Annotated in this window: 20 protein-coding genes and 1 other RNA gene; 6 read left to right on the top strand and 15 right to left on the bottom strand. The window is 45.5% G+C overall.

The features are described 5' to 3' along the window. Nucleotides 1-56 precede the first annotated feature (56 nt). Nucleotides 57-692: a UPF0149 family protein gene (locus IHE35_RS04345; protein WP_242789463.1), complete on the bottom strand. Its 636-nt coding sequence runs from the start codon at nt 690-692 to the stop codon at nt 57-59. 64 nt (nt 693-756) lie between these two features. Here IHE35_RS04345 and IHE35_RS04340 point away from each other — a divergent pair, with 64 nt between their 5' ends. The 3 genes from IHE35_RS04340 to ssrS all read left to right on the top strand — a co-directional run bounded on the left by IHE35_RS04340 (nt 757) and on the right by ssrS (nt 1,878). Further along, on the top strand, nt 757-1,314 hold the full coding sequence (locus IHE35_RS04340; protein WP_004810729.1) for a hypothetical protein: 558 nt from the start codon (nt 757-759) through the stop codon (nt 1,312-1,314). Then, the gene (locus IHE35_RS04335) at nt 1,311-1,598 is read left to right on the top strand and encodes a cell division protein ZapA (protein WP_242789462.1); all 288 of its coding nucleotides are present in this window, start codon (nt 1,311-1,313) and stop codon (nt 1,596-1,598) included. The genes IHE35_RS04340 and IHE35_RS04335 overlap by 4 nt, the downstream gene beginning before the upstream one ends. A gap of 97 nt (nt 1,599-1,695) precedes the next feature. Further along, nucleotides 1,696-1,878, top strand: a non-coding RNA gene (gene ssrS / locus IHE35_RS04330) — 6S RNA. 521 nt (nt 1,879-2,399) lie between these two features. Here ssrS and IHE35_RS04325 read toward each other — a convergent pair. From IHE35_RS04325 to paaA, 12 genes are all read right to left on the bottom strand, one after another. Beyond that, nucleotides 2,400-3,002 (bottom strand): gamma carbonic anhydrase family protein, encoded by a 603-nt coding sequence (locus IHE35_RS04325; protein ID WP_242789461.1) that lies wholly within the window; start codon nt 3,000-3,002, stop codon nt 2,400-2,402. 27 nt (nt 3,003-3,029) lie between these two features. Continuing rightward, entirely contained in the window at nt 3,030-3,971 is a 942-nt protein-coding gene (gene paaX / locus IHE35_RS04320; RefSeq protein ID WP_242789460.1) for a phenylacetic acid degradation operon negative regulatory protein PaaX, read from the bottom strand. Between the two features lie 61 nt (nt 3,972-4,032). Then, nucleotides 4,033-5,325, bottom strand: a complete 1,293-nt coding sequence (gene paaK / locus IHE35_RS04315; protein ID WP_242789459.1) for a phenylacetate--CoA ligase PaaK — start codon at nt 5,323-5,325, stop codon at nt 4,033-4,035. A gap of 327 nt (nt 5,326-5,652) precedes the next feature. After that, nucleotides 5,653-6,864 carry a 3-oxoadipyl-CoA thiolase gene (gene pcaF / locus IHE35_RS04310; protein ID WP_242789953.1) on the bottom strand — a complete coding sequence of 404 codons (1,212 nt, stop codon included), beginning with the start codon at nt 6,862-6,864 and terminating at the stop codon, nt 5,653-5,655. Nucleotides 6,865-6,876: 12 nt separating this feature from the next. Continuing rightward, complete coding sequence (locus IHE35_RS04305; RefSeq protein ID WP_242789458.1) at nt 6,877-8,430, bottom strand: 3-hydroxyacyl-CoA dehydrogenase; 1,554 nt, start codon at nt 8,428-8,430, stop codon at nt 6,877-6,879. A gap of 2 nt (nt 8,431-8,432) precedes the next feature. After that, nucleotides 8,433-9,224 (bottom strand): 2-(1,2-epoxy-1,2-dihydrophenyl)acetyl-CoA isomerase PaaG, encoded by a 792-nt coding sequence (gene paaG / locus IHE35_RS04300; protein WP_242789457.1) that lies wholly within the window; start codon nt 9,222-9,224, stop codon nt 8,433-8,435. After that, nucleotides 9,224-10,000: an enoyl-CoA hydratase-related protein gene (locus IHE35_RS04295; RefSeq protein WP_242789952.1), complete on the bottom strand. Its 777-nt coding sequence runs from the start codon at nt 9,998-10,000 to the stop codon at nt 9,224-9,226. The genes paaG and IHE35_RS04295 overlap by 1 nt, the downstream gene beginning before the upstream one ends. A gap of 42 nt (nt 10,001-10,042) precedes the next feature. Further along, the gene (gene paaE, locus IHE35_RS04290; RefSeq protein ID WP_242789456.1) at nt 10,043-11,101 is read right to left on the bottom strand and encodes a 1,2-phenylacetyl-CoA epoxidase subunit PaaE; all 1,059 of its coding nucleotides are present in this window, start codon (nt 11,099-11,101) and stop codon (nt 10,043-10,045) included. A gap of 65 nt (nt 11,102-11,166) precedes the next feature. Then, complete coding sequence (gene paaD, locus IHE35_RS04285) at nt 11,167-11,667, bottom strand: 1,2-phenylacetyl-CoA epoxidase subunit PaaD (protein WP_242789455.1); 501 nt, start codon at nt 11,665-11,667, stop codon at nt 11,167-11,169. 28 nt (nt 11,668-11,695) lie between these two features. Further along, the gene (paaC, locus tag IHE35_RS04280; protein ID WP_242789454.1) at nt 11,696-12,451 is read right to left on the bottom strand and encodes a 1,2-phenylacetyl-CoA epoxidase subunit PaaC; all 756 of its coding nucleotides are present in this window, start codon (nt 12,449-12,451) and stop codon (nt 11,696-11,698) included. A gap of 16 nt (nt 12,452-12,467) precedes the next feature. Further along, the gene (paaB, locus tag IHE35_RS04275) at nt 12,468-12,755 is read right to left on the bottom strand and encodes a 1,2-phenylacetyl-CoA epoxidase subunit PaaB (protein ID WP_242789453.1); all 288 of its coding nucleotides are present in this window, start codon (nt 12,753-12,755) and stop codon (nt 12,468-12,470) included. Nucleotides 12,756-12,783: 28 nt separating this feature from the next. Further along, complete coding sequence (gene paaA, locus IHE35_RS04270; RefSeq protein WP_242789452.1) at nt 12,784-13,728, bottom strand: 1,2-phenylacetyl-CoA epoxidase subunit PaaA; 945 nt, start codon at nt 13,726-13,728, stop codon at nt 12,784-12,786. A 262-nt stretch (nt 13,729-13,990) separates the two neighbouring features. On the opposite strand from paaA, the gene paaZ reads away from it, so the two are divergent. Next, a complete protein-coding gene (paaZ, locus tag IHE35_RS04265) occupies nt 13,991-16,102 on the top strand; it encodes a phenylacetic acid degradation bifunctional protein PaaZ (RefSeq protein ID WP_242789451.1) in 2,112 nt (703 codons plus the stop codon). A gap of 208 nt (nt 16,103-16,310) precedes the next feature. Further along, entirely contained in the window at nt 16,311-17,750 is a 1,440-nt protein-coding gene (locus IHE35_RS04260; RefSeq protein ID WP_242789450.1) for an MFS transporter, read from the top strand. A gap of 263 nt (nt 17,751-18,013) precedes the next feature. Here the strand turns inward: IHE35_RS04260 and IHE35_RS04255 are convergent, their stop codons facing one another. Continuing rightward, nucleotides 18,014-18,484 carry a transposase gene (locus tag IHE35_RS04255; RefSeq protein ID WP_242789449.1) on the bottom strand — a complete coding sequence of 157 codons (471 nt, stop codon included), beginning with the start codon at nt 18,482-18,484 and terminating at the stop codon, nt 18,014-18,016. Further along, nucleotides 18,432-18,827 (bottom strand): transposase family protein, encoded by a 396-nt coding sequence (locus tag IHE35_RS04250; RefSeq protein ID WP_008306679.1) that lies wholly within the window; start codon nt 18,825-18,827, stop codon nt 18,432-18,434. The genes IHE35_RS04255 and IHE35_RS04250 overlap by 53 nt, the downstream gene beginning before the upstream one ends. A gap of 299 nt (nt 18,828-19,126) precedes the next feature. Between IHE35_RS04250 and IHE35_RS04245 the strand changes: the two genes are divergently transcribed. Continuing rightward, a complete protein-coding gene (locus IHE35_RS04245; RefSeq protein WP_242789448.1) occupies nt 19,127-19,717 on the top strand; it encodes a 5-formyltetrahydrofolate cyclo-ligase in 591 nt (196 codons plus the stop codon). Nucleotides 19,718-19,852: the final 135 nt, after the last annotated feature.

The raw sequence follows: 19,852 nt of genomic DNA, 5'->3' as shown, positions 1-19,852 counted from the left end.
AAGCCAGATGATTACTGGACTTATTACCGGGTTTTCTAAAGCGAAATGGCGATGCTTCAGCTTGGGCGGTTTGGTGAGAAAATCTCAACCACGGATTGTGCCTGAGTTGGGTCCGTAGACTCAGTTTTTACTTTCGCTGTAAAACGCTTCAAAAGTGGCGTTTCCTCAACTTCAACTTTTTTACGGCCTATAGATAAACTTACCGGAATCAGACGTACAAATTCGTATAACTCCAGATAGCTTTCCTCACCTTCAGCATCGTCGTCAGAATCTTCAAATTCCACTGCTGCAACATCTTGTAAATGTTCAATCAGTTCCATTTCATCATCACGGATATGACCTGTTGCCAGACCAAAGCCTAGGACTACACCGGCACACCAGTCTGCCAATGCCTGCACACGTTCTGCCAGGCTATGCTCGTCATCTGGAAGTAATGGAAGATAATCCAGCTCATCTTCAGAAAGTGAGTGAAAAACATCTTCTGCTTCACCCGTCAACAGTTCCAGTGCTTCAGCATCCAGCTCCGGGATATCTAAAGTTTCCAGAATCTGTAACCATTCTTCGCTACTCGGCGCCTGGGTCACACAAACAATACCGGTAAGCAAACCATGCAGTTCGCTTGGGCTGGAAATTTCCTCAATTGAAGAAAAATTGCGGTGCCAATCTGACCAACCTGAAATATCGTCTTGCATTCGTTTATCCAATCTCTATACTGCTTATATATTACCTTTGTTTGCAATACTGTGCGACCTCGATATGTTAGAAGAATTACAGCGTCTACAAGTGCATATTGGCGTTTTAAAAACGCGCCTTGCACATCTGGAGAACGAAAACTCCAGCCTGCGTGAAGAACAGGACTCCTCTCTGAGTCAGCATCAAGCCGAAATCATTCAAAAAAACAGCATTATTAGCCAAAAACAACAAGAAAATGACAGTTTAACTGAACAGTTAGCTGAGTCTCGCTCGCAATATCAACAGCTTAATAATGATGCAACTGCACTCGCAGACCGGTATGGCCGTCTGGAAAAAAGCTGCACCGATCTGAAAAACCGTTTTCAGGAAATTCTGGCTGAGCGTAATGAACTGCGTGCTTTGAAAGAAAAGCTGCTGAATGAACAGCAACAGGCGCGTCAGGAAATTCAGCGCCTGCATCAGGAAACTGAGCGTCTGACCCAGAAGAATGAGCATGCTAAAGCCAAGGTTGAAGCGATTATCCAGCGTCTGGCGATTCTGGGCACAGCTCAAGACCATCATGCACAGGAAATTCAGCAATTGGCCCATCCGACTGAAACGACTGAGGAAGCGTCAACATGAGCGAACAGATTGCTATTGATTTAAGAGTAATTGGCCATAGTTTCCGTCTGGCCTCCACCGCAGATCAACGCGAAGAACTTGAACGTGCAGCGCAACTATTGAATGACAAATACGATGAATTTCGTCGTAAAGCACCACGTATGGAACCAAGTAAGCTGGTGATTATGATAGCGCTAGAACTGATGCAGGAAGTATTGAGCATGAATAAATCGCTGCAACAATACGCTCACTGCGAACGTTTGTTACAAACTATTTTAGAAGAAGTTGAGGAACTGACTGAATAAGCAGATTTTGTGTTTAAACTTCATCCGATCAATGGTGAAGTTTACAGTTCCAACACAGCATAGAGTTGCCACATAAACTTTATCGTTTATACTAGGTCTAACTCTGGGATGTTCGCCAGCAGGTCTATATCCCTGCCGATACTTATATCTCCGGATGCGTTCTGTATATTTAGAGTGTATGCCCACCTTCGAGTGGGAAACCCAGCAAGTATGCGTCGCGTCCACCTTGAACTCGTCGGGTTCAGGGTAACGACATTGCAGCGGCATCTCCGGAGTGTTTTAAGTGATTATTTTCTAACAATCATGAACAAAATTTCTAAATTTCCCACTAAATCAATTTTCATTTTCTAGCCCTTTGCATATTCCATATATACCAAAGATCTAATCCCTAATTCAGCTAGTGCTGGTAGGGAATGATAAGGTCAAATAAAAAAGTAGTTATTACCCTCTCATTTGTTAAAAACCTGATGATCCAGACGTGGAAGATTCAAGTTTTTAGTAATTTTTTATACTTAGCTACCTATAAAGGCATTTTCAAAACACAAGATGGAGATAGCATTCTACTTATCTGATCCATATAGTGCAGGCAGAGAGATACGAATGAAAACACCAATGGTTTAATCAGGCAGCACATCAGCAAAGACAGTGATTTAAAGGATTACTTAGAGGAATATATTGCTGAGATTGCCCAACGACTTAATCATCGGCCAAGAAAAAGACCCGGATTTAAAAGTCCGAGTCAGATATTATTCAAAGAACATGGTGTTGCACTTTAAATGCTAATCTAAGGCTTATATAAGTTTATGTAATACTTAATTTTAGTTCATGCTGTGCTTCAAAAGCCCGATAACTGCGGCGCTCTGCCGAATCTTCAGTTAAAGGTTCAACTTCCTGCATAGTATTTAAACAGCGTGTAGTGAGCTGGATATATTGTTCAGTACCATGACTTTTCCAGACTATTTCTTTTTCTTCTAGTGGGCGAACGACTTTTGCCGGGCTGCCAAGTACCAAACTATTCGCTGGTACTTTGAATTTGGCTTTTACTGTGCTGTTGGCACCGACAATCACATTTTCCCCGATCTCGGCTTCATCCAGAATCACGCTGTTCATACCAATCAGGGCATTTTTTCGCACCACACAACCATGCAGAATCGCACCATGGCCGACATGTCCATATTCCTCGACTAGGGTCACACTGTCTGGAAAGCCATGAATAGTACAGGAATCCTGCACATTGGCATTTTTCTGGATATGAATCCGGCCAAAATCGGCGCGTAAAGAAGCGAATGGTCCGATATAGGCACCTGCTTCAACAATGACATCGCCAATTAGCACGGCAGTGGGATGCACATAAGCTTCAGGACTAACGACAGGAATGACCCCATCAATGGCATAACATGGCATTTGATCCTCCTTGATCTGATGCAGATTTTATAAAGTGCTTACCAGCTGTTTCAGGCCACCAAAGCGTTTATAGAATTGTGGATGTGCCGGTGGCATAGGCCCCTCGGCAGTACGGGCAATGTCGAGGAAAAACTCATCCCCTGCTGCAAACACCGCCTGATACAGGTTGGTACTCAGGTTTCGGGCGATCAATGACAGCCAGTCTGATGGCAACAGTTCAAATGGCAGATTCGGATCTTTCAGTAAAATACGGCGATACTGGTGAATTAGCAGAATACGGATCTGGAAGGCTTGTGCCGGGTCCAGCTCATCTTCATTTTCCACCAGATAGAAAAACTCGCGGAAATCACTGATAAATTTTTCATAGCGCTGATGTAATTCCTGAACCGGCCAGTTAGTTGCGACCATGCGCTTAATAGTCGGATAAGACTCCTGCCATAGCTGCAAGGTTTCAGCACGAAACACCACGACCTGATCAGTCATCTTGTTATTGAGTAGCAGGTTTTGCAATTTCTGCTGATCACAACCCGGATAGGCCATGACATTGGTCGCGATATTGGCAAAACCGAGCCATTCCAGTTCTTTTTTCAGGATCTGTTTATTTTCCAGCTCAACTGAACTAAGCAGTACCAGATCCCATTTCTGGTCCCATTCGCTATGCTGAAAACTGTAAATCTTCTGATCTGCCATGATAAAACGCTGACGACTGCTGTCAGTAATACAGTAATAACTGGTTCGGCCAATCTTTTCAGAACTGAGCCAGCCATTTTGTACCAGACGAAATACTGCGGTTCGTACAGAACGCTCATTAAAACCGAATACGTCCATCAGCTGGATCAGACTAGCAAGACTAATCACTCCCCCACGGTGATAAATGCTGTCACCAAAAATCGTCATTACCAATGAGGTTCCACTGAGCGCCTCATGCTGAATGAAATCATCAATTACTTGTTTTAATTTCGGATTCATTGCGTTTAATTTTACCTTATCAAAGCCGGATGACAGACCAGAGCCTGTCATCCGCGCATATTTAAGCGGACTTTCGGATATCAAAAACCCGCTGAGCCTTACCTTCAGAACGTGGCAAGCTACCTTCTGGCAGAACTTCGACGCTGACACTGATCCCGACCATAGTCTTGATTTGGGTTTTCAGCTGATTTGCCAGTTGGTGTGTCATATTCATGGCATTATCTTTACGCATTTCGGTACGAATATGCAATGTATCCAGATGACCCTGTTTACAAATATGGATCTGGTAATTTGGAATAAGTTGTGGAATGTGCAGTATTTGCTCTTCGATCTGTGACGGAAACACATTTACCCCACGAATAATCATCATGTCATCACTACGACCGACAATCTTGTCCATACGACGCATAGTACGTGCTGTTCCTGGTAATAAACGTGTCAGATCGCGGGTACGGTAGCGAATCACCGGCATGCCTTCTTTGGTAATGGTGGTAAATACCAGTTCACCCAGCTCGCCATCCGGCAGGACTTCACCTGTTTCCGGATTGATGATTTCAGGATAGAAATGATCTTCCCAGATGGTCGGACCATCTTTAGATTCCAGACATTCCATCGCCACACCAGGTCCCATCACTTCAGACAGACCATAAATATCCAGCGCATTGATGCCCAGACGTTCCTCAATTTCACGGCGCATTTCATTGGTCCATGGCTCTGCACCAAAAATGCCGGTCTTGATTGAACAGTCCTTGGCCGTTCCAAATTTTTTCTCCAAACATTCAATAATATTCAGGCAGTAAGACGGCGTCACCATTAAGGCAGTCGGTTTGAAGTCATGAATCAGCTGTGCCTGTTTCTCGGTCTGGCCACCAGACATTGGAATCACAGTTGCACCCAGACGTTCTACGCCATAATGCGCACCTAGACCACCGGTAAACAGGCCGTAACCATAAGATACCTGAATCGTATCTTTACTGCTAAGCCCAGCCGCACGTAGCGAACGTGCTACCACATCTGACCAGGTAGTGATGTCATGCTGGGTATAGCCCACCACGGTTGGCTGACCTGTAGTACCAGAAGAAGCATGCACACGTACGATCTGTTCCTGAGGCACGGCAAACATACCAAACGGATAATTGTCACGCAGATCCTGTTTGGTGGTAAACGGGAATTTCGCCAGATCTTCCAGTGACTTCAGGTCATCCGGATGCACACCGGCTTCATCAAACTTTTTCTTATAAACCGCGCTGTTCTGATAGGCATGCTGCAGCGTTTTTTTCATACGTTCCAATTGCAGGCTACGTAATTCATCCACTGAAGCGGTTTCAATCTTTTCCATTGCATTGTTATTCATATTGTTACTCCTGACGCAGTCTTCCTGACCACGATTTAATTCATTGATTGATAGGGTCTGTTGACAATTCGTCTATGTTTGCGACTACGCATATTTTTTAGCTGATAGAAGGCATGAGGCAGGAAATTTAGTCACTCTAAATGACTGACTCATAACGCAATAGCAGCAAAAAATATGCTTGTCCTGAAAGGCTGTGGCTAAAACTTTCTCAGATTGCGTTATGAAACTTAGCAATAGTCTCGCTATTCCTTTCGTTTCATGCCTGATCTGCTCAGTTTTAGCCTACAGCGCAAGCCATTTATGAAATGCCAACAGACCCTAATGTGTTTAATCCATATTTTCTAAAACCAGTGCAACACCTTGACCGACACCGACACACATGGTGCAAAGTGCATATTTGCCATTGCGGCGTTTAAGTTCATGCATGGCAGTAATCACCAGACGTGTACCGCTCATCCCAAGAGGATGGCCGAGGGCAATGGCGCCGCCGTTCGGGTTGACCCGTGGATCATCATCCTGAAGTCTCAACTCACGCAGTACCGCAAGTGCCTGTGCGGCAAAGGCTTCATTCAGCTCGATGACATCTATCTGTTCCAGACTGAGACCGGTCTGTTTTAATACTTTCTGTACGGCCGGTACAGGACCAATACCCATATAACGGGCTGCGACCCCTGCACTGGCAATTCCGACCACACGGGCCAAAGGTTTTAAACCATGCTGCTCGGCAAATGCCTGATTTCCTAAAAGCACGCAGGCTGCACCGTCATTAACACCGGAAGCATTGCCCGCAGTCACCGAACCACCTTCCTTACGGAATGGCGCTTTCAGAGAGGTTAGTTTTTCTAAAGTAGTATCGGCACGTGGATGCTCATCTTCAGCAACCAATTGAGTAGAGCCTTTAGTACCCTTGATTTCTACTGGCAAGATTTCTGCCTGGAAAATGCCATTCTGCTGTGCCTGTGCAGTTTTTTGCTGACTGCGATAAGCAAACAGGTCCTGATCTTCACGGCTGACCTGGTATTTTTCAGCCACGTTTTCTGCCGTTTCCGGCATGCTGTCCACACCAAAACCGGCCTTGAATTTTGGATTAATGAAACGCCAGCCAATGGTGGTGTCATAAATTTCCGGGGTACGGCTAAAAGCAGTGGTTGGCTTAGACTGTACAAATGGTGCGCGGCTCATTGATTCCACACCACCAGCCACTACAAACTGCGCTTCACCCGATTTAATTGCTCGTGCAGCGAGGCCTACAGCATCAAGTCCAGACGCACAAAGGCGGTTTACGGTAATGGCGGGCACGCTTTCCGGAAGACCAGCTAAAAGTGCAGCCATACGTGCGACGTTACGGTTATCTTCACCCGCCTGATTGGCACAGCCTAAAATCACCTCATCAACATCTGCCCATGGCAGGTCAGGATGCTGGTTTTTTAAATACCGGATCGGTAAAGCGGCCAGGTCATCGGCACGAATGCCGCTCAAACCACCCGCATAACGACCGATTGGGGTACGAATACCGTCAAAAATATAAACATGTTCCATCATTTTTATTCCTTAGCCCGCCACACGTAACTGTGTTGGCGATACTTGTTGCGCCTGTCCTAGCGCTGCCTGCTTAGCTAAATATATACTAGGTCGGTACCGTTCTTCACCATAAATACGATACATATTTTTTAATATTTGTAAAATTGTGTCATATCCAATTTTATTCACCCATTCAAATGGGCCATTTGGATAATTGACACCAAATTTCATCGCTGAATCAATATCTTGCTCATTAGCAATATTATGTAGAACAGCTTCACAGCCTTCGTTGACCAGCATGGCAATGGTACGTAGCACATAAAGACCAGCATGGTCTTTAGACCAAATTGGTATCACATTCATACCTACCAGCAGCTGTTCGATCACATATCGATCCTGCTCCGTACAGGCAGGTGATGCAGTTACCGGAATCGCTTTGGCATTATGCCAGTCCGCATGCCAATCCATCAGTACGACTTTCTGCTGGGTATAGTCCAGTTCAACCGACTCACCCAGAGACAAACGCAGTGACACGTCACCAATCAGAATTTCACTGTGCTCAGCTGCCTGAAAACTCAGCTCTACATGCGAGGCTTGCTTTAAGCGTTCAATTAACGCGGCAGAATACTGCCAGGCACCTTTCACTGTCACTTTAAGTTTTTGTACAGATTTGGCATATAGCACCGGCAATTCATAAGTCGGGGTACGCACATCAGTACGGTAGTCATAGAAACCCTGCTTGGACTTGCGCCCCAGACAGCCGGCATCGACCAGTTCTTTCTGGATTAAAGATGGACGGTAACGTGGTTCATTAAAGAATTCGTTATAGACGCTTTGAGTCACCGAAAAATTCACATCCTGCCCGATTAGGTCAGTCAGCTCACATGGCCCCATGGCAAAGCGACCACATTCGCGCATGATAAAGTCCAGCTGTTCAGGGGTGGTGACATTTTCCTGCAAGGCACGAAAGGCTTCTGCATAGTAAGGACGTGCCACACGATTCACGATAAAACCTGGAGTAGATTTTGCCGTGACCGGTACTTTTTTCCAGCGTGTCATCAGCTCAATCAGGGCATCCGCAATTTCCGTAGCGGTTTTCAGACCACGAATAATTTCCACCAGCTTCATGACTGGTGCCGGATTAAAGAAGTGCAACCCCACCACCCGTTCTGGATGCGGTACAGCCGCAGCAATGGCAGTAATTGAAATCGATGAGGTATTTGAAGCAAAGATGGTCTCAGCCGGGCAGATTTCTGCCAGTTGCTGGAACAGGTTCTGCTTCACTTCCTTCTTTTCAACAATTGCTTCAACAATCAGGTCACGGTCAGCAAGCTGATTTAGATCATTCACTACTGTCAGGTTGGCAAAAGTACTGTCTAGCAGTTCTTGAGTCATTTTACCTGCAGCGACACGCTTGCTCAGCTGTGCCTGTAATTCCTGTAGTGCAGTCTGGGTCCGGCTAACATCGACATCATAAACATAGGTCGAGTGACCATGCATCGCAGCCAGCTGGGCAATCCCGATACCCATGGTACCGGCACCAATCACCGCAACTTTGGCCTGAATTAAATCAATATCTGGCATATTTAGCACCCCTTATATTGCGGTGTGCGTTTTTGCATAAAGGCCTGTACACCTTCACGGTAATCGCTAGAACGACCAGCCAGACGCTGCAGGTCGCGCTCCAGAATTAGTTGCTCATCCAGATTATTGTCTGCAGCAGCATGAATCGCTTTTTTAATCAGAGATAGACCATATGTTGGTTGAGTCGCCAGATGCTCGGCCATTTTCGCTGCTTCCGCTTTCAACTGATCATCTTCGACTACTTGCCAGATCATGCCGAGTTGCAGCGCACGTTCAGCAGAGATTTTGTCACCCAGCATTGCAAGACCCATTGCCTGGGCACGACCGACCAGACGTGGCAGGAACCAGGTACCGCCTGAATCTGGTACCAGACCAAGGCGGCAGAAGGCCTGAATAAAAGAAGCAGATTTGGCTGCCACCACAATGTCACAAGCCAGGGCGATATTGGCGCCTGCACCTGCTGCTACGCCATTTACGGCACAGATCACCGGTTTAGGCATTTCGGTAATCAGCTTGATTAGCGGGTTGTAGTATTTCTCAATTGACAAACCCAGATCCGGTGCATCGGCATTCGGATCAACCACACGGTCATTCAGGTCCTGACCGGCACAGAAACCACGACCTTCCGCCGAAATCACCACGGCACGAATTGCAGTATCTTTAGCCCAGCGTTTCATCACAGAAGATACTTCCTGATGCATGGTTTCGTTAAAGCTGTTGAGCTGTTTTGGACGGTTAAAGGTCAGGTAGCCCACTGCATTTTTTTCTTCGACAATAATTGTTTGGTAATCCATTACGCACCTATAAATTCTGGTTTTCTTTTTTCCAGGAAAGCGTTAATGCCTTCCTGACGATCCTGTGTAGCCGCCAGCCAGACAAAATGCTGACGTTCCAGTTTGAGGCCCTGACTCAGGGTCACTTCATGTATTGATTTCAGGGATTGTTTAATCACACGGATGGCCAGTGGCGCCTGTCGGGCGATTTTAGCTGCCAGTTCTACTGCATATTGCACCGTTAAATCAGCTGGGCAGATCTGGCTGGTGATGCCGTGCTGCAGTGCGGTCTGTGCCGAAATTACTTCACCGGTCATTGCCCAGCGCATACATAGCTGCTGACCGACCAGGCGGGCCAGGCGTTGAGTTCCTCCGGCTCCCGGCAACATACCCAGACCAATTTCAGGCAGTGCAAACTGGGCATTTCCCCCTGTCAGCACCATGTCGCCGTGCAGAGCCAGTTCAAAACCGGCACCAAAGGCATAACCATTTACTGCCATAATCAATGGCTTGGAAAATTCATCAATGCGTTTCCACAATAATGGACGCTGATCCTGCTGAATGCTCACTACATCCAGCTGCGCCAGTTCATTTAAATCGGCACCAGCGGCAAAACACTGGGTGTTACCGGTGATCACTACAGCCTTGACCTCAGTTTCTGCATCCAGGTTCTGCAAGGTATCAGCAAGCGCCTTGAGTGTGGCATTGTTCAGGGCATTGCGCTTTTCCGGGCGGTTCAGCTCGATCAGTACCACGCCGGCTTTGGGTGAACTGGTTTTAATCAATTCCGTTTTCATCATTTCCATAGTGATCTTCCTGTAATGGACCTGACTTGCCTGTTATTCATCAAAACTGAGGCGGACATTGGCAGAGGTCGGACGGGCCTGACAGCTCAGCACATAACCTTTCTGGATTTCTTCTTCCTCCAGGCTGTAGTTAATCGCCATTTCCACTTCACCCTGCAGCACCTTACATTTACAGGTTGCACAGACCCCGCCCTTGCAGGCATAAGGTAGATCGGCACCAGCACGTAAAGCGGCATCCAGAATGCTGTCATCCTGCTTGGACACTTCAATGATCAGTTCACGACCATCAAGAATAATATTGACCTTTTCTTCACTACGGCTTTCGATTTGCTGTGCAGAGGCTTTTGGTACTGTCCCTGTATTGAAACGTTCGGTGTGAATCTTGCTGCGGTCGATCCCCAGTTCCGGCAAAACGGTTTCTACCGCATTCATCATTTCTTCAGGACCACAGGCAAAACAGTGATCGGTTTCTGCCGGAAGCAAACCGGCCTGATACAGCTGCTGCAGTTTTTCTGCATCAATACGGCCATTAAAAATTTCGCTGTCATTCAGCTCACGCGAGAAAATGTTAATCAGCTGCAGGCGCTCCTTGAAGCGGTCTTTCAGGTCCATAATCTGCTCGGAGAACATGGTCTGTTTCCAGGAACGGTTACCATAAACCAGGGTAAAGCTTGCACCCTGATGATGGTTCAGAACCGCTTTGACAATCGACAAGATAGGCGTGATTCCACTGCCCGCCGCAAAGCCCAGATAATGTTTGCCGCCAGTTTTGGCTGCTTTCTGGAAAAATACGCCTTGTGGTGGCATCACTTCCAGCACATCGCCAACTTTCAGGTTTTCATTGGCCCAGGTCGAGAACTGGCCCTGATCAATTTTCTTGATCGCGATACTCATATCTTCTTCAGTATCACTACAGATGGAATAGCAGCGGCGCAATTCTTCCTGTTCAGCCAGGTGACGAATCGTCAAATGCTGACCCGGCTGATACTGAAAGCTTTCGGCATGTTCAGGACTCAATTCAAAAGCAATACAAATTGCCTGTTCAGTCTGAGGCTGAATAGATTTAATCGTTAACGGAATAAACTGGCTCATTTTAAAATCCTTCTTAAGCTGTGGCGATCTCACGCTTTATTGTTCTGGCTTGTGCGCTTAAGCCCTTAAATACATTTAAAATAGTCAAACGGCTCCAGGCATTCCTGACATTTGTACAGCGCCTTGCAAGCAGTTGAACTGAATTCACTTAACAGTCGGGTGTGGTGGCTATGACAATATGGACACTGGATACCATCACTGAGCGCGATATGGGTACCGCAGCTGCTTGAATTCCCTTTGGGTGGGGCGATCCCGTATTGCTGCAGCTTCTGTTTACCTGCTTCGCTCATCCAGTCAGTGGTCCAGGCTTCGGACAGGTCAACCACTACTTTGACCGGCGTCAACTCATGTGCTGCAAATGCCTGGGTGATCTCGGTTTTGAGCAGATCGGTTGCCGGACAGCCACTATAGGTCGGTGTCAGGCGGACCACGATTTCATCCTGCGGGTTAACCTCTATCCCACGAATCATGCCCAGATCGAGAACTGACAGTACTGGAATTTCCGGATCGGAAACCTGCGCCAGCACTTCCCAACATTGATCTTCTACATGTCTGATCAGGTTCATGCCACTCACTCCCTGTGATGTGTTGGATTTACCAGTTCATGCCTGGATAGCTACGCTGCATATATTGCAGTTCCGCCAGTACATAACCCAGATGTTCGGTATGCAACCCTTGCTTGGCACCGCTACGGTAAGCTCCACTCTCTGGCAGGCTCAACTCAAAACGTTGCAGCTCGGCGTTAATATTTTCGAGCCATTTCGGTTTCAGCAATTCCAGATCAGGAATCAGATAGGCTTCTACCAGCTGACGTTCATCTGCGGTTAGACTGAACAGCTCTTCAGTGAAGCGCCACAGCTGGTTCAGACCTTGCTGGATTTTTTCATGTGCTTCTGCAGTGCCCAGACTCAGGCGTTCCATCCATGCAGTAGAAAAACGCAGGTGGTATTTCACTTCTTTTAAGGACTTAATTGCGAAAGCTGCAATATCTTCATTCTTGCTATTACTGAGTGCTGCAAACAGCAAGGCATGGTAATGATCCATCAACCACTGGCGTACGATGGTTTGACCAAAATCGTTATTTGGTTGTTCGCAAAGCAGCAAGTTGCGATATTCACGTTCGGTACGGAAATAGGCCAATTTGTCTTCATCACGGCCCAGTCCTTCAATTTCGCCCGCCAGACTCAGTGCGGTACGTGCCTGCCCCAAAAGATCCAGACCGATATTGGCCAATGCAATATCCAGCTCCAGCTCAGGTGCATGACCACACCATTCCGCCAGACGGTGTGAAAGGATCAGCTGGCTGTCGCCAACATGCAGCAAGAATTGTGCTAATACCTGATTTGTCATTGTTCTTTCCTCCACCTTACATATGCTCGATGCCATCTGGAATGTGATAGAAGGTCGGATGACGATAGACCTTGCTCAGTGAAGGGTCAAAAAATTCCTGTTTTTCATCTGGCTGTGAAGAGGTAATCAGTTCAGATTTCACCACCCAGATACTGATTCCTTCATTACGGCGGGTGTAGACGTCACGGGCATTTTGCAAAGCAATTTCATCATCAGGTGCACGCAGGCTACCCACATGACGGTGACTCAAACCCTGTTTGCTGCGAATAAAAACTTCGTATAAAGACCAGTTGTTTTTGTTCATTTGCATATCCTTTTGCTATTCCGTTGCCTTAGGCGATTTTTCTGTTATCTGACTGCTGCTGTTGCTTGCTGGCATAAACTGCCGCTGAATCACGCACCCACTTGCCGTCTTCCCAAGCCTTACGACGCGCTTCAATACGCTCGTGATTGCATGGGCCCTTGCCTGCCAGTACGTCAAAAAACTCATCCCAGTTCACTTCGCCAAATTCATAATGGCCCGTTTCTTCATTAAACTTCAGGTCTGGATCCGGCACGGTCAGGCCCAGCTGCAATACCTGTGGTACGGTGTTGTCGACAAATTTCTGACGCAGCGCATCATTACTGAACAGCTTGATTTTCCACTGCATGCTCTGTGCACTATTTGGAGAGTTGTCATCGCTTGGACCAAACATCATGAGTGCTGGCCACCAGAAGCGATTGACTGCATCCTGTGCCATCTGCTTCTGCTCAGGGGTTCCTTCTGCCAACTGCATCATTGCTTCAAAGCCCTGACGCTGGTGGAAACTTTCTTCCTTACAGATACGTACCATGGCACGTGCATAAGGACCATAAGAGGTACGGCACAATGCCACCTGATTGACAATCGCAGCACCATCTACCAACCAGCCAATCGCAGCAACATCTGCCCAGCTTAAAGTTGGGTAGTTAAAAATTGATGAATATTTCATACGGCCAGCGATGAGTTTTTCCATCATGTCATCACGGTCGGCACCCAGTGTTTCTGCTGCGCTATAAAGGTATAGGCCATGTCCAGCTTCATCCTGAACTTTAGCCAGTAATACCGCTTTACGTTTTAAAGTCGGTGCTCGGGTAATCCAGTTACCTTCCGGCAACATGCCAATCACTTCTGAATGTCCATGCTGACCAATCTGGCGGATCAGGGTCTTTCTATAGGCATCTGGCATCCAGTCCTTCGCTTCAATAGAAATGTCCTGTTCTATTTTCTGATCGAAAGTTTGTTGTTGCTTATTCATGTTTGTCTCACTTATCCCAAGTGCTGATACATTCAAATTAAAACGATACAAATATAAAATCAATAGTATTTTTTAAGTATCAAATAATTTTTCTAGATGATTTTTTTCAACTTATTGTTTTTATTATTTTTAAATTTTTAATTACATGAAATTTACTTTTTTACCTGTGGATTATGATTGACATTTGAGCTTTTTGATTGCAATTTATGAAACATCAAAAGTAAAAATAAACTCAACAACGTATCATAAATGGAGTTATACAATGTTGGAGCTAGACAGCACTACCCAGAATATGGATCTTCAGGACGACATGCAGGCACACTACCCACCCGCAGTTAAAGTATTGAGTTCACTGGTTTTAGGTCGTGAACATAACGCGCAAAGTGATTTACGTACGGTCTATCACGCCATTAGCGGTGAAGCGATTTATCAGGTCAGTAGCCACGGCATTGACATGCATAACGTGGTGCAATATGCCAAACAGAAAGGTGCATCCATTGCCAGCTGGACCTTCCACCAGCGTGCCAATGCCCTGAAACAGGTGGCACAATATTTACTGGAACGTAAGGAAGATTATTACCGTCTGGCAGCAGCTACGGGCTGTACCCGCAAAGATGCCTGGATTGATATTGAAGGCGGGATCGGCACCCTGTTTGCCTATTCAAGTCTGGTTCGCCGTGAACTCAGCGATGAAACCGCACTGGTTGAAGATACCTGGATTCCACTGTCTAAACAGGGCAGCTTTGGTGCCAAGCATATTCTAAGTCCAAAAGCCGGTGTCGCTGTGCATATCAATGCCTTTAACTTTCCGATCTGGGGCATGCTGGAAAAAATTGCACCGACTTTACTGGCAGGTGTACCGTGTATTGTAAAACCGGCAACCGAAGGTGCCGAGCTGACGCATGCCGTGGTAAAAGACATTCTGCAAAGTGGTTTACTGCCAGAAGGTGCCCTGCAGCTGATCTGTGGCCAGACTTATGACTTATTTGATCACCTGAATGCACAAGATACCGTGACCTTTACCGGTTCAGCAGCAACCGGCCAGAAACTGCGTGCCCATCCACATCTGAATACCCATTCAATTCCATTTAGTATGGAAGCCGATTCTGTTAACAGTGCCATTCTGACTCAGCAAGCCAATGATGAAACCATTGACCTGTTTGTACGTGAAGTCTTCCGAGAAATGACGACTAAAGCCGGCCAGAAATGTACTGCCATTCGCCGTGCCTTTGTTCCGGCAGAAATGCTCGAGACCGTACAGCAACGTCTGACTGAAAAGCTGCAAAAAGTGGTCATCGGCGATCCCGCACAGGACGGCGTGACCATGGGTGCTCTGGCCAGCGTTAAACAGAAACATGATGTCGCTGCTAAAGTAGAACAGCTGGCACAGGAAGCTGAAATTGTCTTCGGTAGCCACCTGCGTCAGGACTTTAATATTCAGGGGGGGCATCCTGAAAAATCTGCTTTCTATCCACCGACAGTGCTGTTGTGCAAGGATCCGGTACAGGCCAAGCAGATTCATAATATCGAAGCATTTGGTCCAGTTGTAACCTTGATGCCGTATAGTGACTTGCCACAGCTGGCAGCCTTGGTGGCACGCGGTGAAGGCAGTCTGGTTGCTTCGATTGTGCGCAACCAGGATGAAAATATTGAACAGCTCTTAAGTAAAATTGCGCCTTGGCATGGTCGTGTACATATTCTGGATCGTGAAAGTGCCAAGGAAAGTACCGGCCATGGTTCACCATTACCATTATTAGTTCATGGTGGTCCGGGGCGCGCTGGTGGTGGCGAGGAACTGGGCGGACTGCGCGCAGTGAAACACTATATGCAGCGCACCGCAATTCAGGGTTCGCCAAATGTAATGACCCAGGTTGGACACAGCTGGACGGCAGGTGCAGAAGTGTTTGAAGACCGTGTGCATCCATTTAAGAAATCCTTTGATGAATTGCGTATCGGTGAACGCCTGCTGACTGCACGCCGTACCATTACCGAAGCCGATATTGTCAATTTTGGCGGACTGAGTGGTGACTACTTCTATGCCCATATGGATAAGATCGCGGCAGCAGAGTCTCTGTTCGGTGAACGTGTCGCACACGGTTACTTCATTGTTTCTGCAGCTGCCGGCCTGTTTGTTGATGCTGCACCGGGTCCTGTGATTGCCAACTATGGTATGGACAACCTGCGTTTTGTAGAGCCAATAAAAATTGGCGATACTATTCAGGTAGAATTGACCTGCAAGCAGAAAACACCAAAACCGCTACGTGATGAGCAAAAACCACACGGCGTGGTGGTCTGGGACATCAAGGTGAAAAACCAGCGTAATGAACTGGTTGCGACTTACGACATTCTAACCTTAGTGGAAAAAACGGCTTAATACCCGTTTTCAGTGAGTCGAAATATCAAAGGGAATCTTTATGATTCCTTTTTTTTATAATTCCATTTTTATTGTATCTATTTCAAAAAATATATTGACTGAAATTTGATTTACTCCTAGATTAGAGAATAACGATACATTAAAAATATAAAAATAATTAATTTTGTATCGTTTAAAACCAATCACCATAAATTGCACAGGATGTTGCATGATGAATGAAAAAACATTGGTCATAGACAAGGTTGACAATGATGTACAACCGCTTGATTCCCATTTGAAAATTGCTACGCCAGAGCCTAAACAGGCTACTGTAGAACTTACTCCACCTACAACGGAAAGCAGCGCCTACCAGTGGTATGTTGTGCTCATCTGTATGGTGGCCTATATCCTGTCTTTTGTAGACCGTCAGATCTTGTCGTTGATGATTGAGCCGATTAAAGCCGATCTGATGCTCAGTGATATCCAGTTCAGCCTATTACAAGGTCTGGCATTTTCCCTGTTCTATGCCTTTATGGGCGTACCAATTGCCGCACTGGCTGATAGGAAATCCCGGATCAAGATTATTTCTATCGGGATCGCTTTCTGGAGTCTGGCAACTGCGGCCTGTGGCCTCAGTAAGAATTTCATTCAGATGTTTGCTGCACGACTCAGTGTCGGTGCAGGTGAAGCTGCACTCTCTCCTGCCTTTTACTCTATCGTGGCGGATCTGTTCCCGAAGCATAAACTCGGACGCGCACTTGGCGTGTATGCCATTGGTGCCTTTGTCGGTTCAGGACTTGCTTTCCTGATCGGTGGTTATGTGATTGGTCTACTCAAGGATGTCAGCTTTGTCACTTTACCAATGATCGGTGAAATCAAAACCTGGCAGCTCACTTTTATGATTGTCGGTTTACCGGGGGTTTTACTGGCGCTGCTGATGATCCTGACAGTACGAGAGCCACAGCGTAAAGGCTTAAAAATGGATGCCAATGGTGTAGCGGTTAAGGCTTCTTTCAAGAATTCTTTAGGTTTCCTCAAAACCCATAAAAAGACCTTCTTCTGTCATTTTATTGGTTTCTCATTTTATACGATGATGCTGTATTCTCTACTCGGCTGGGCACCTGCCTACTACATGCGTCACTTTGGACTGGATGCAAGCCAAACAGGATATATTCTTGGAAGTATTATTCTGATCGCTAATACTGCAGGTGCCCTCTTCTGCGGCTGGCTAATCGACTTCTTTTCTAAACGTGGCTATAGCGATGCAGCAATACGTGCCGGTGCAATTGGCTGTGCAGCCTTGATCATTCCAAGTGTGCTGTTTACCCAGGTCGACAATATGCATCTTTCATTTGCGCTGATCTTTGTCGCGATGTTCTTTTCCACTTTCCCGATTCCAGCATCCGCTGCAGCAACACAAATGCTGACACCGAACCAGTTACGCTCTCAGGTATCGGCTAAATTCCTGCTGATCTCCAACCTCATTGCACTTGGTGTAGGTACCACTGCTGTTGCCGTGATTACAGATAAATATTATGAAAATACTTTAATGGTCGGTAATTCAATTTCCATCGTAAATGCAGTTGCAGGTGTGATTGGCGTGTTCTTGCTATATAAAGGTTGTCAGTACTATCGTGAAAGTATGAAAGCGGAAAAACTGATAGATTAAGCTGAATATTTAAATAGCATAAAGCCCTTAGATCTAAAAATCTAAGGGCTTTATTATGAAAATCTTGTTTAACTTGAGCTGAAAAATAATTAAAGATTTAAATCTTAATGCCACAAAAAAACACCTCGTTGTTTACCGCATTTGAAAAATGCATATTCAAATAACAGCACATGTAGCAGCATCTTCGGAGTGTTTTATTTCTAAAGAATATGAACAACTCAATTCTTAGCAGTATTCTAAAAACAATAGACCTCTTTCATAAATCATTTTTTGCTCAGTTCCAAGTTGTAGATTCCAGCGATTAAATTGAATCTCAAACCAAGCCTTTTACCTCTATTTCGATAACGCTCAGCAATGATTTTGAAAGTTTTCAGGCTGCCAAATACATGCTCAATTCCGATTCTTCTTTTATTGATTTCCTGATTATAGATTTTCAATTCAGGATCCAATTTACAGTGTCTTTTGGCTTTTAATGGTAACAGGCTATTCGGATACAACACATAAATCCCCTGATAGCCTTTATCTGCAATGATAAAAGCCCCAAAAGGAATCTGGTTTAAATTGCGTTTGAACAACTCGAAATCATGCATTGCACCGCGACTGGTACATAAACTCAGAATTTGCTGAGTTTTGTAGTGAATCATGGCCTGTACTTTAAAGGTATGGGTCTTTTTCTTGCCGCTACAGCTTTTCTTCTGTTTTTTTAGGCCTTTGGATTGGAATTTCCGTGGCATCCACGATCACAACATTCCAGTCGATGCCTTCGCCCTCGGGTAAATCTTTGGGTAAATTAAACAGATTGGACCGAATCAGGCAGTCTTCAACATGACGGACAATTCTTGAGGCTGTGGGCTCTGAAACCCCGTAACTCGTCGCAACGTGAAATAAGGTTCGGTATTCCCGCCAATAGCTCAGACAGAGCAGAACCTGATCCTCCAGGCTTAACTTGGGCGGTCTGCCTTTGGCAGAGACATGCTTCTGCAATTGCTCAACCATCAAATAGAAAGTTGACCATGAGATGCCTGTGTATCGCTTGAACTGAGGATCAGAAAGCTTGTTTGAATCGATGTATTTCATCCGCAGATTATGCACGAATGCCAAGAAATCCGGAGTGCAAATATTAACCAAAAAGAAGATCGTTTTTTGATTTATGAAAGAGATCTAATATACAAAGGTATTTGGATTGATGGGGAAGTTTCCGATAGATAAATTAATTCTATGTATATTTATAAAATACTTTTCAAATTCCGAATATCTTTACAAATTCTTTGTCATCGCCTGATTATCCTCAGAACTTATCCGGTCTATCCTTCTTTTTACTTTCTCGCCCCTTTCCCTTAAACTTGGTTCGCCTGTTTATTTTACTTAAAGATGTCATGACTACGACGATTCCGGAACTTCGAAAACAAATCCGCCAAGCCCGTCGTCGCATTTCCCGATTTGAACAAAAACAAGCCGCCCAGCAGGTCCTAAATCTGCTGAGAGCAAATCCCCAATTTATCCATGCACAGCGTGTTGGCCTCTATTTAGATGCTTTCGGTGAAATTCAAACGCAAAAGATCATTGAATATTGTTTTTCGGTCGGTAAAAAAGTCTATTTGCCGGTGATCTCCAACATGAATCAGCGACTAGAATGGGTAGAGATTAATAAGCATCAATATCGAAACAAACGTTTTTTTCATCACCGTTTAGGCATGCGTGAGCCTATGCAAAGCCGCGGTTTGCATGTATCAAAACTTGATTTGTTAATTATGCCCTTACTGGTCTGTGACTATCGAGGCACCCGAATTGGTATGGGGGGTGGGTATTATGACCGCACCTTGGCAACGGCATATAAAAAACCCTATCGTCTTGGTTTGGCACATGATTTGCAACTTGTAAAAACATTATTACATCGGGAGAAATGGGATCAACCTTTAGATGCGCTTTTAACTCCTACACGCTTGCTACGTTTTAAGCGCTTGTAGATCAATTGAATGACTAAGTTACTTTTAAATCAAATGATTAGTCAATAATTATACAATTTCATCTGAACGGCCCTTGTAATTTTAAAAATACCCATCACTATAAAATACATGGCAACATTGTTGTCACTCATTAGG

The organism is Acinetobacter sp. ASP199 (assembly GCF_022700675.1).
In the GTDB taxonomy this organism is placed as follows: domain Bacteria; phylum Pseudomonadota; class Gammaproteobacteria; order Pseudomonadales; family Moraxellaceae; genus Acinetobacter.
This window is presented reverse-complemented; position numbering and strand designations above follow the sequence as displayed.

Excerpts from the sequence above, each read along its gene's own strand:
- paaK (WP_242789459.1), bottom strand. The coding sequence starts at position 5,325 with ATGAATAACAATGCAATGGAAAAGATTGAAACCGCTTCAGTGGATGAA.
- IHE35_RS04255 (WP_242789449.1), bottom strand. The coding sequence starts at position 18,484 with ATGCCACGGAAATTCCAATCCAAAGGCCTAAAAAAACAGAAGAAAAGC.
- paaZ (WP_242789451.1), top strand. The coding sequence starts at position 13,991 with ATGTTGGAGCTAGACAGCACTACCCAGAATATGGATCTTCAGGACGAC.
- paaG (WP_242789457.1), bottom strand. The coding sequence starts at position 9,224 with ATGGATTACCAAACAATTATTGTCGAAGAAAAAAATGCAGTGGGCTAC.
- pcaF (WP_242789953.1), bottom strand. The coding sequence starts at position 6,864 with ATGGAACATGTTTATATTTTTGACGGTATTCGTACCCCAATCGGTCGT.
- IHE35_RS04250 (WP_008306679.1), bottom strand. The coding sequence starts at position 18,827 with ATGAAATACATCGATTCAAACAAGCTTTCTGATCCTCAGTTCAAGCGA.
- IHE35_RS04260 (WP_242789450.1), top strand. The coding sequence starts at position 16,311 with ATGATGAATGAAAAAACATTGGTCATAGACAAGGTTGACAATGATGTA.
- IHE35_RS04335 (WP_242789462.1), top strand. The coding sequence starts at position 1,311 with ATGAGCGAACAGATTGCTATTGATTTAAGAGTAATTGGCCATAGTTTC.
- IHE35_RS04325 (WP_242789461.1), bottom strand. The coding sequence starts at position 3,002 with ATGCCATGTTATGCCATTGATGGGGTCATTCCTGTCGTTAGTCCTGAA.
- paaE (WP_242789456.1), bottom strand. The coding sequence starts at position 11,101 with ATGAGCCAGTTTATTCCGTTAACGATTAAATCTATTCAGCCTCAGACT.
- IHE35_RS04340 (WP_004810729.1), top strand. The coding sequence starts at position 757 with ATGTTAGAAGAATTACAGCGTCTACAAGTGCATATTGGCGTTTTAAAA.
- paaX (WP_242789460.1), bottom strand. The coding sequence starts at position 3,971 with ATGAATCCGAAATTAAAACAAGTAATTGATGATTTCATTCAGCATGAG.
- IHE35_RS04245 (WP_242789448.1), top strand. The coding sequence starts at position 19,127 with ATGACTACGACGATTCCGGAACTTCGAAAACAAATCCGCCAAGCCCGT.
- IHE35_RS04345 (WP_242789463.1), bottom strand. The coding sequence starts at position 692 with ATGCAAGACGATATTTCAGGTTGGTCAGATTGGCACCGCAATTTTTCT.
- IHE35_RS04295 (WP_242789952.1), bottom strand. The coding sequence starts at position 10,000 with ATGAAAACGGAATTGATTAAAACCAGTTCACCCAAAGCCGGCGTGGTA.
- paaA (WP_242789452.1), bottom strand. The coding sequence starts at position 13,728 with ATGAATAAGCAACAACAAACTTTCGATCAGAAAATAGAACAGGACATT.
- paaB (WP_242789453.1), bottom strand. The coding sequence starts at position 12,755 with ATGAACAAAAACAACTGGTCTTTATACGAAGTTTTTATTCGCAGCAAA.
- paaD (WP_242789455.1), bottom strand. The coding sequence starts at position 11,667 with ATGAACCTGATCAGACATGTAGAAGATCAATGTTGGGAAGTGCTGGCG.
- IHE35_RS04305 (WP_242789458.1), bottom strand. The coding sequence starts at position 8,430 with ATGCCAGATATTGATTTAATTCAGGCCAAAGTTGCGGTGATTGGTGCC.
- paaC (WP_242789454.1), bottom strand. The coding sequence starts at position 12,451 with ATGACAAATCAGGTATTAGCACAATTCTTGCTGCATGTTGGCGACAGC.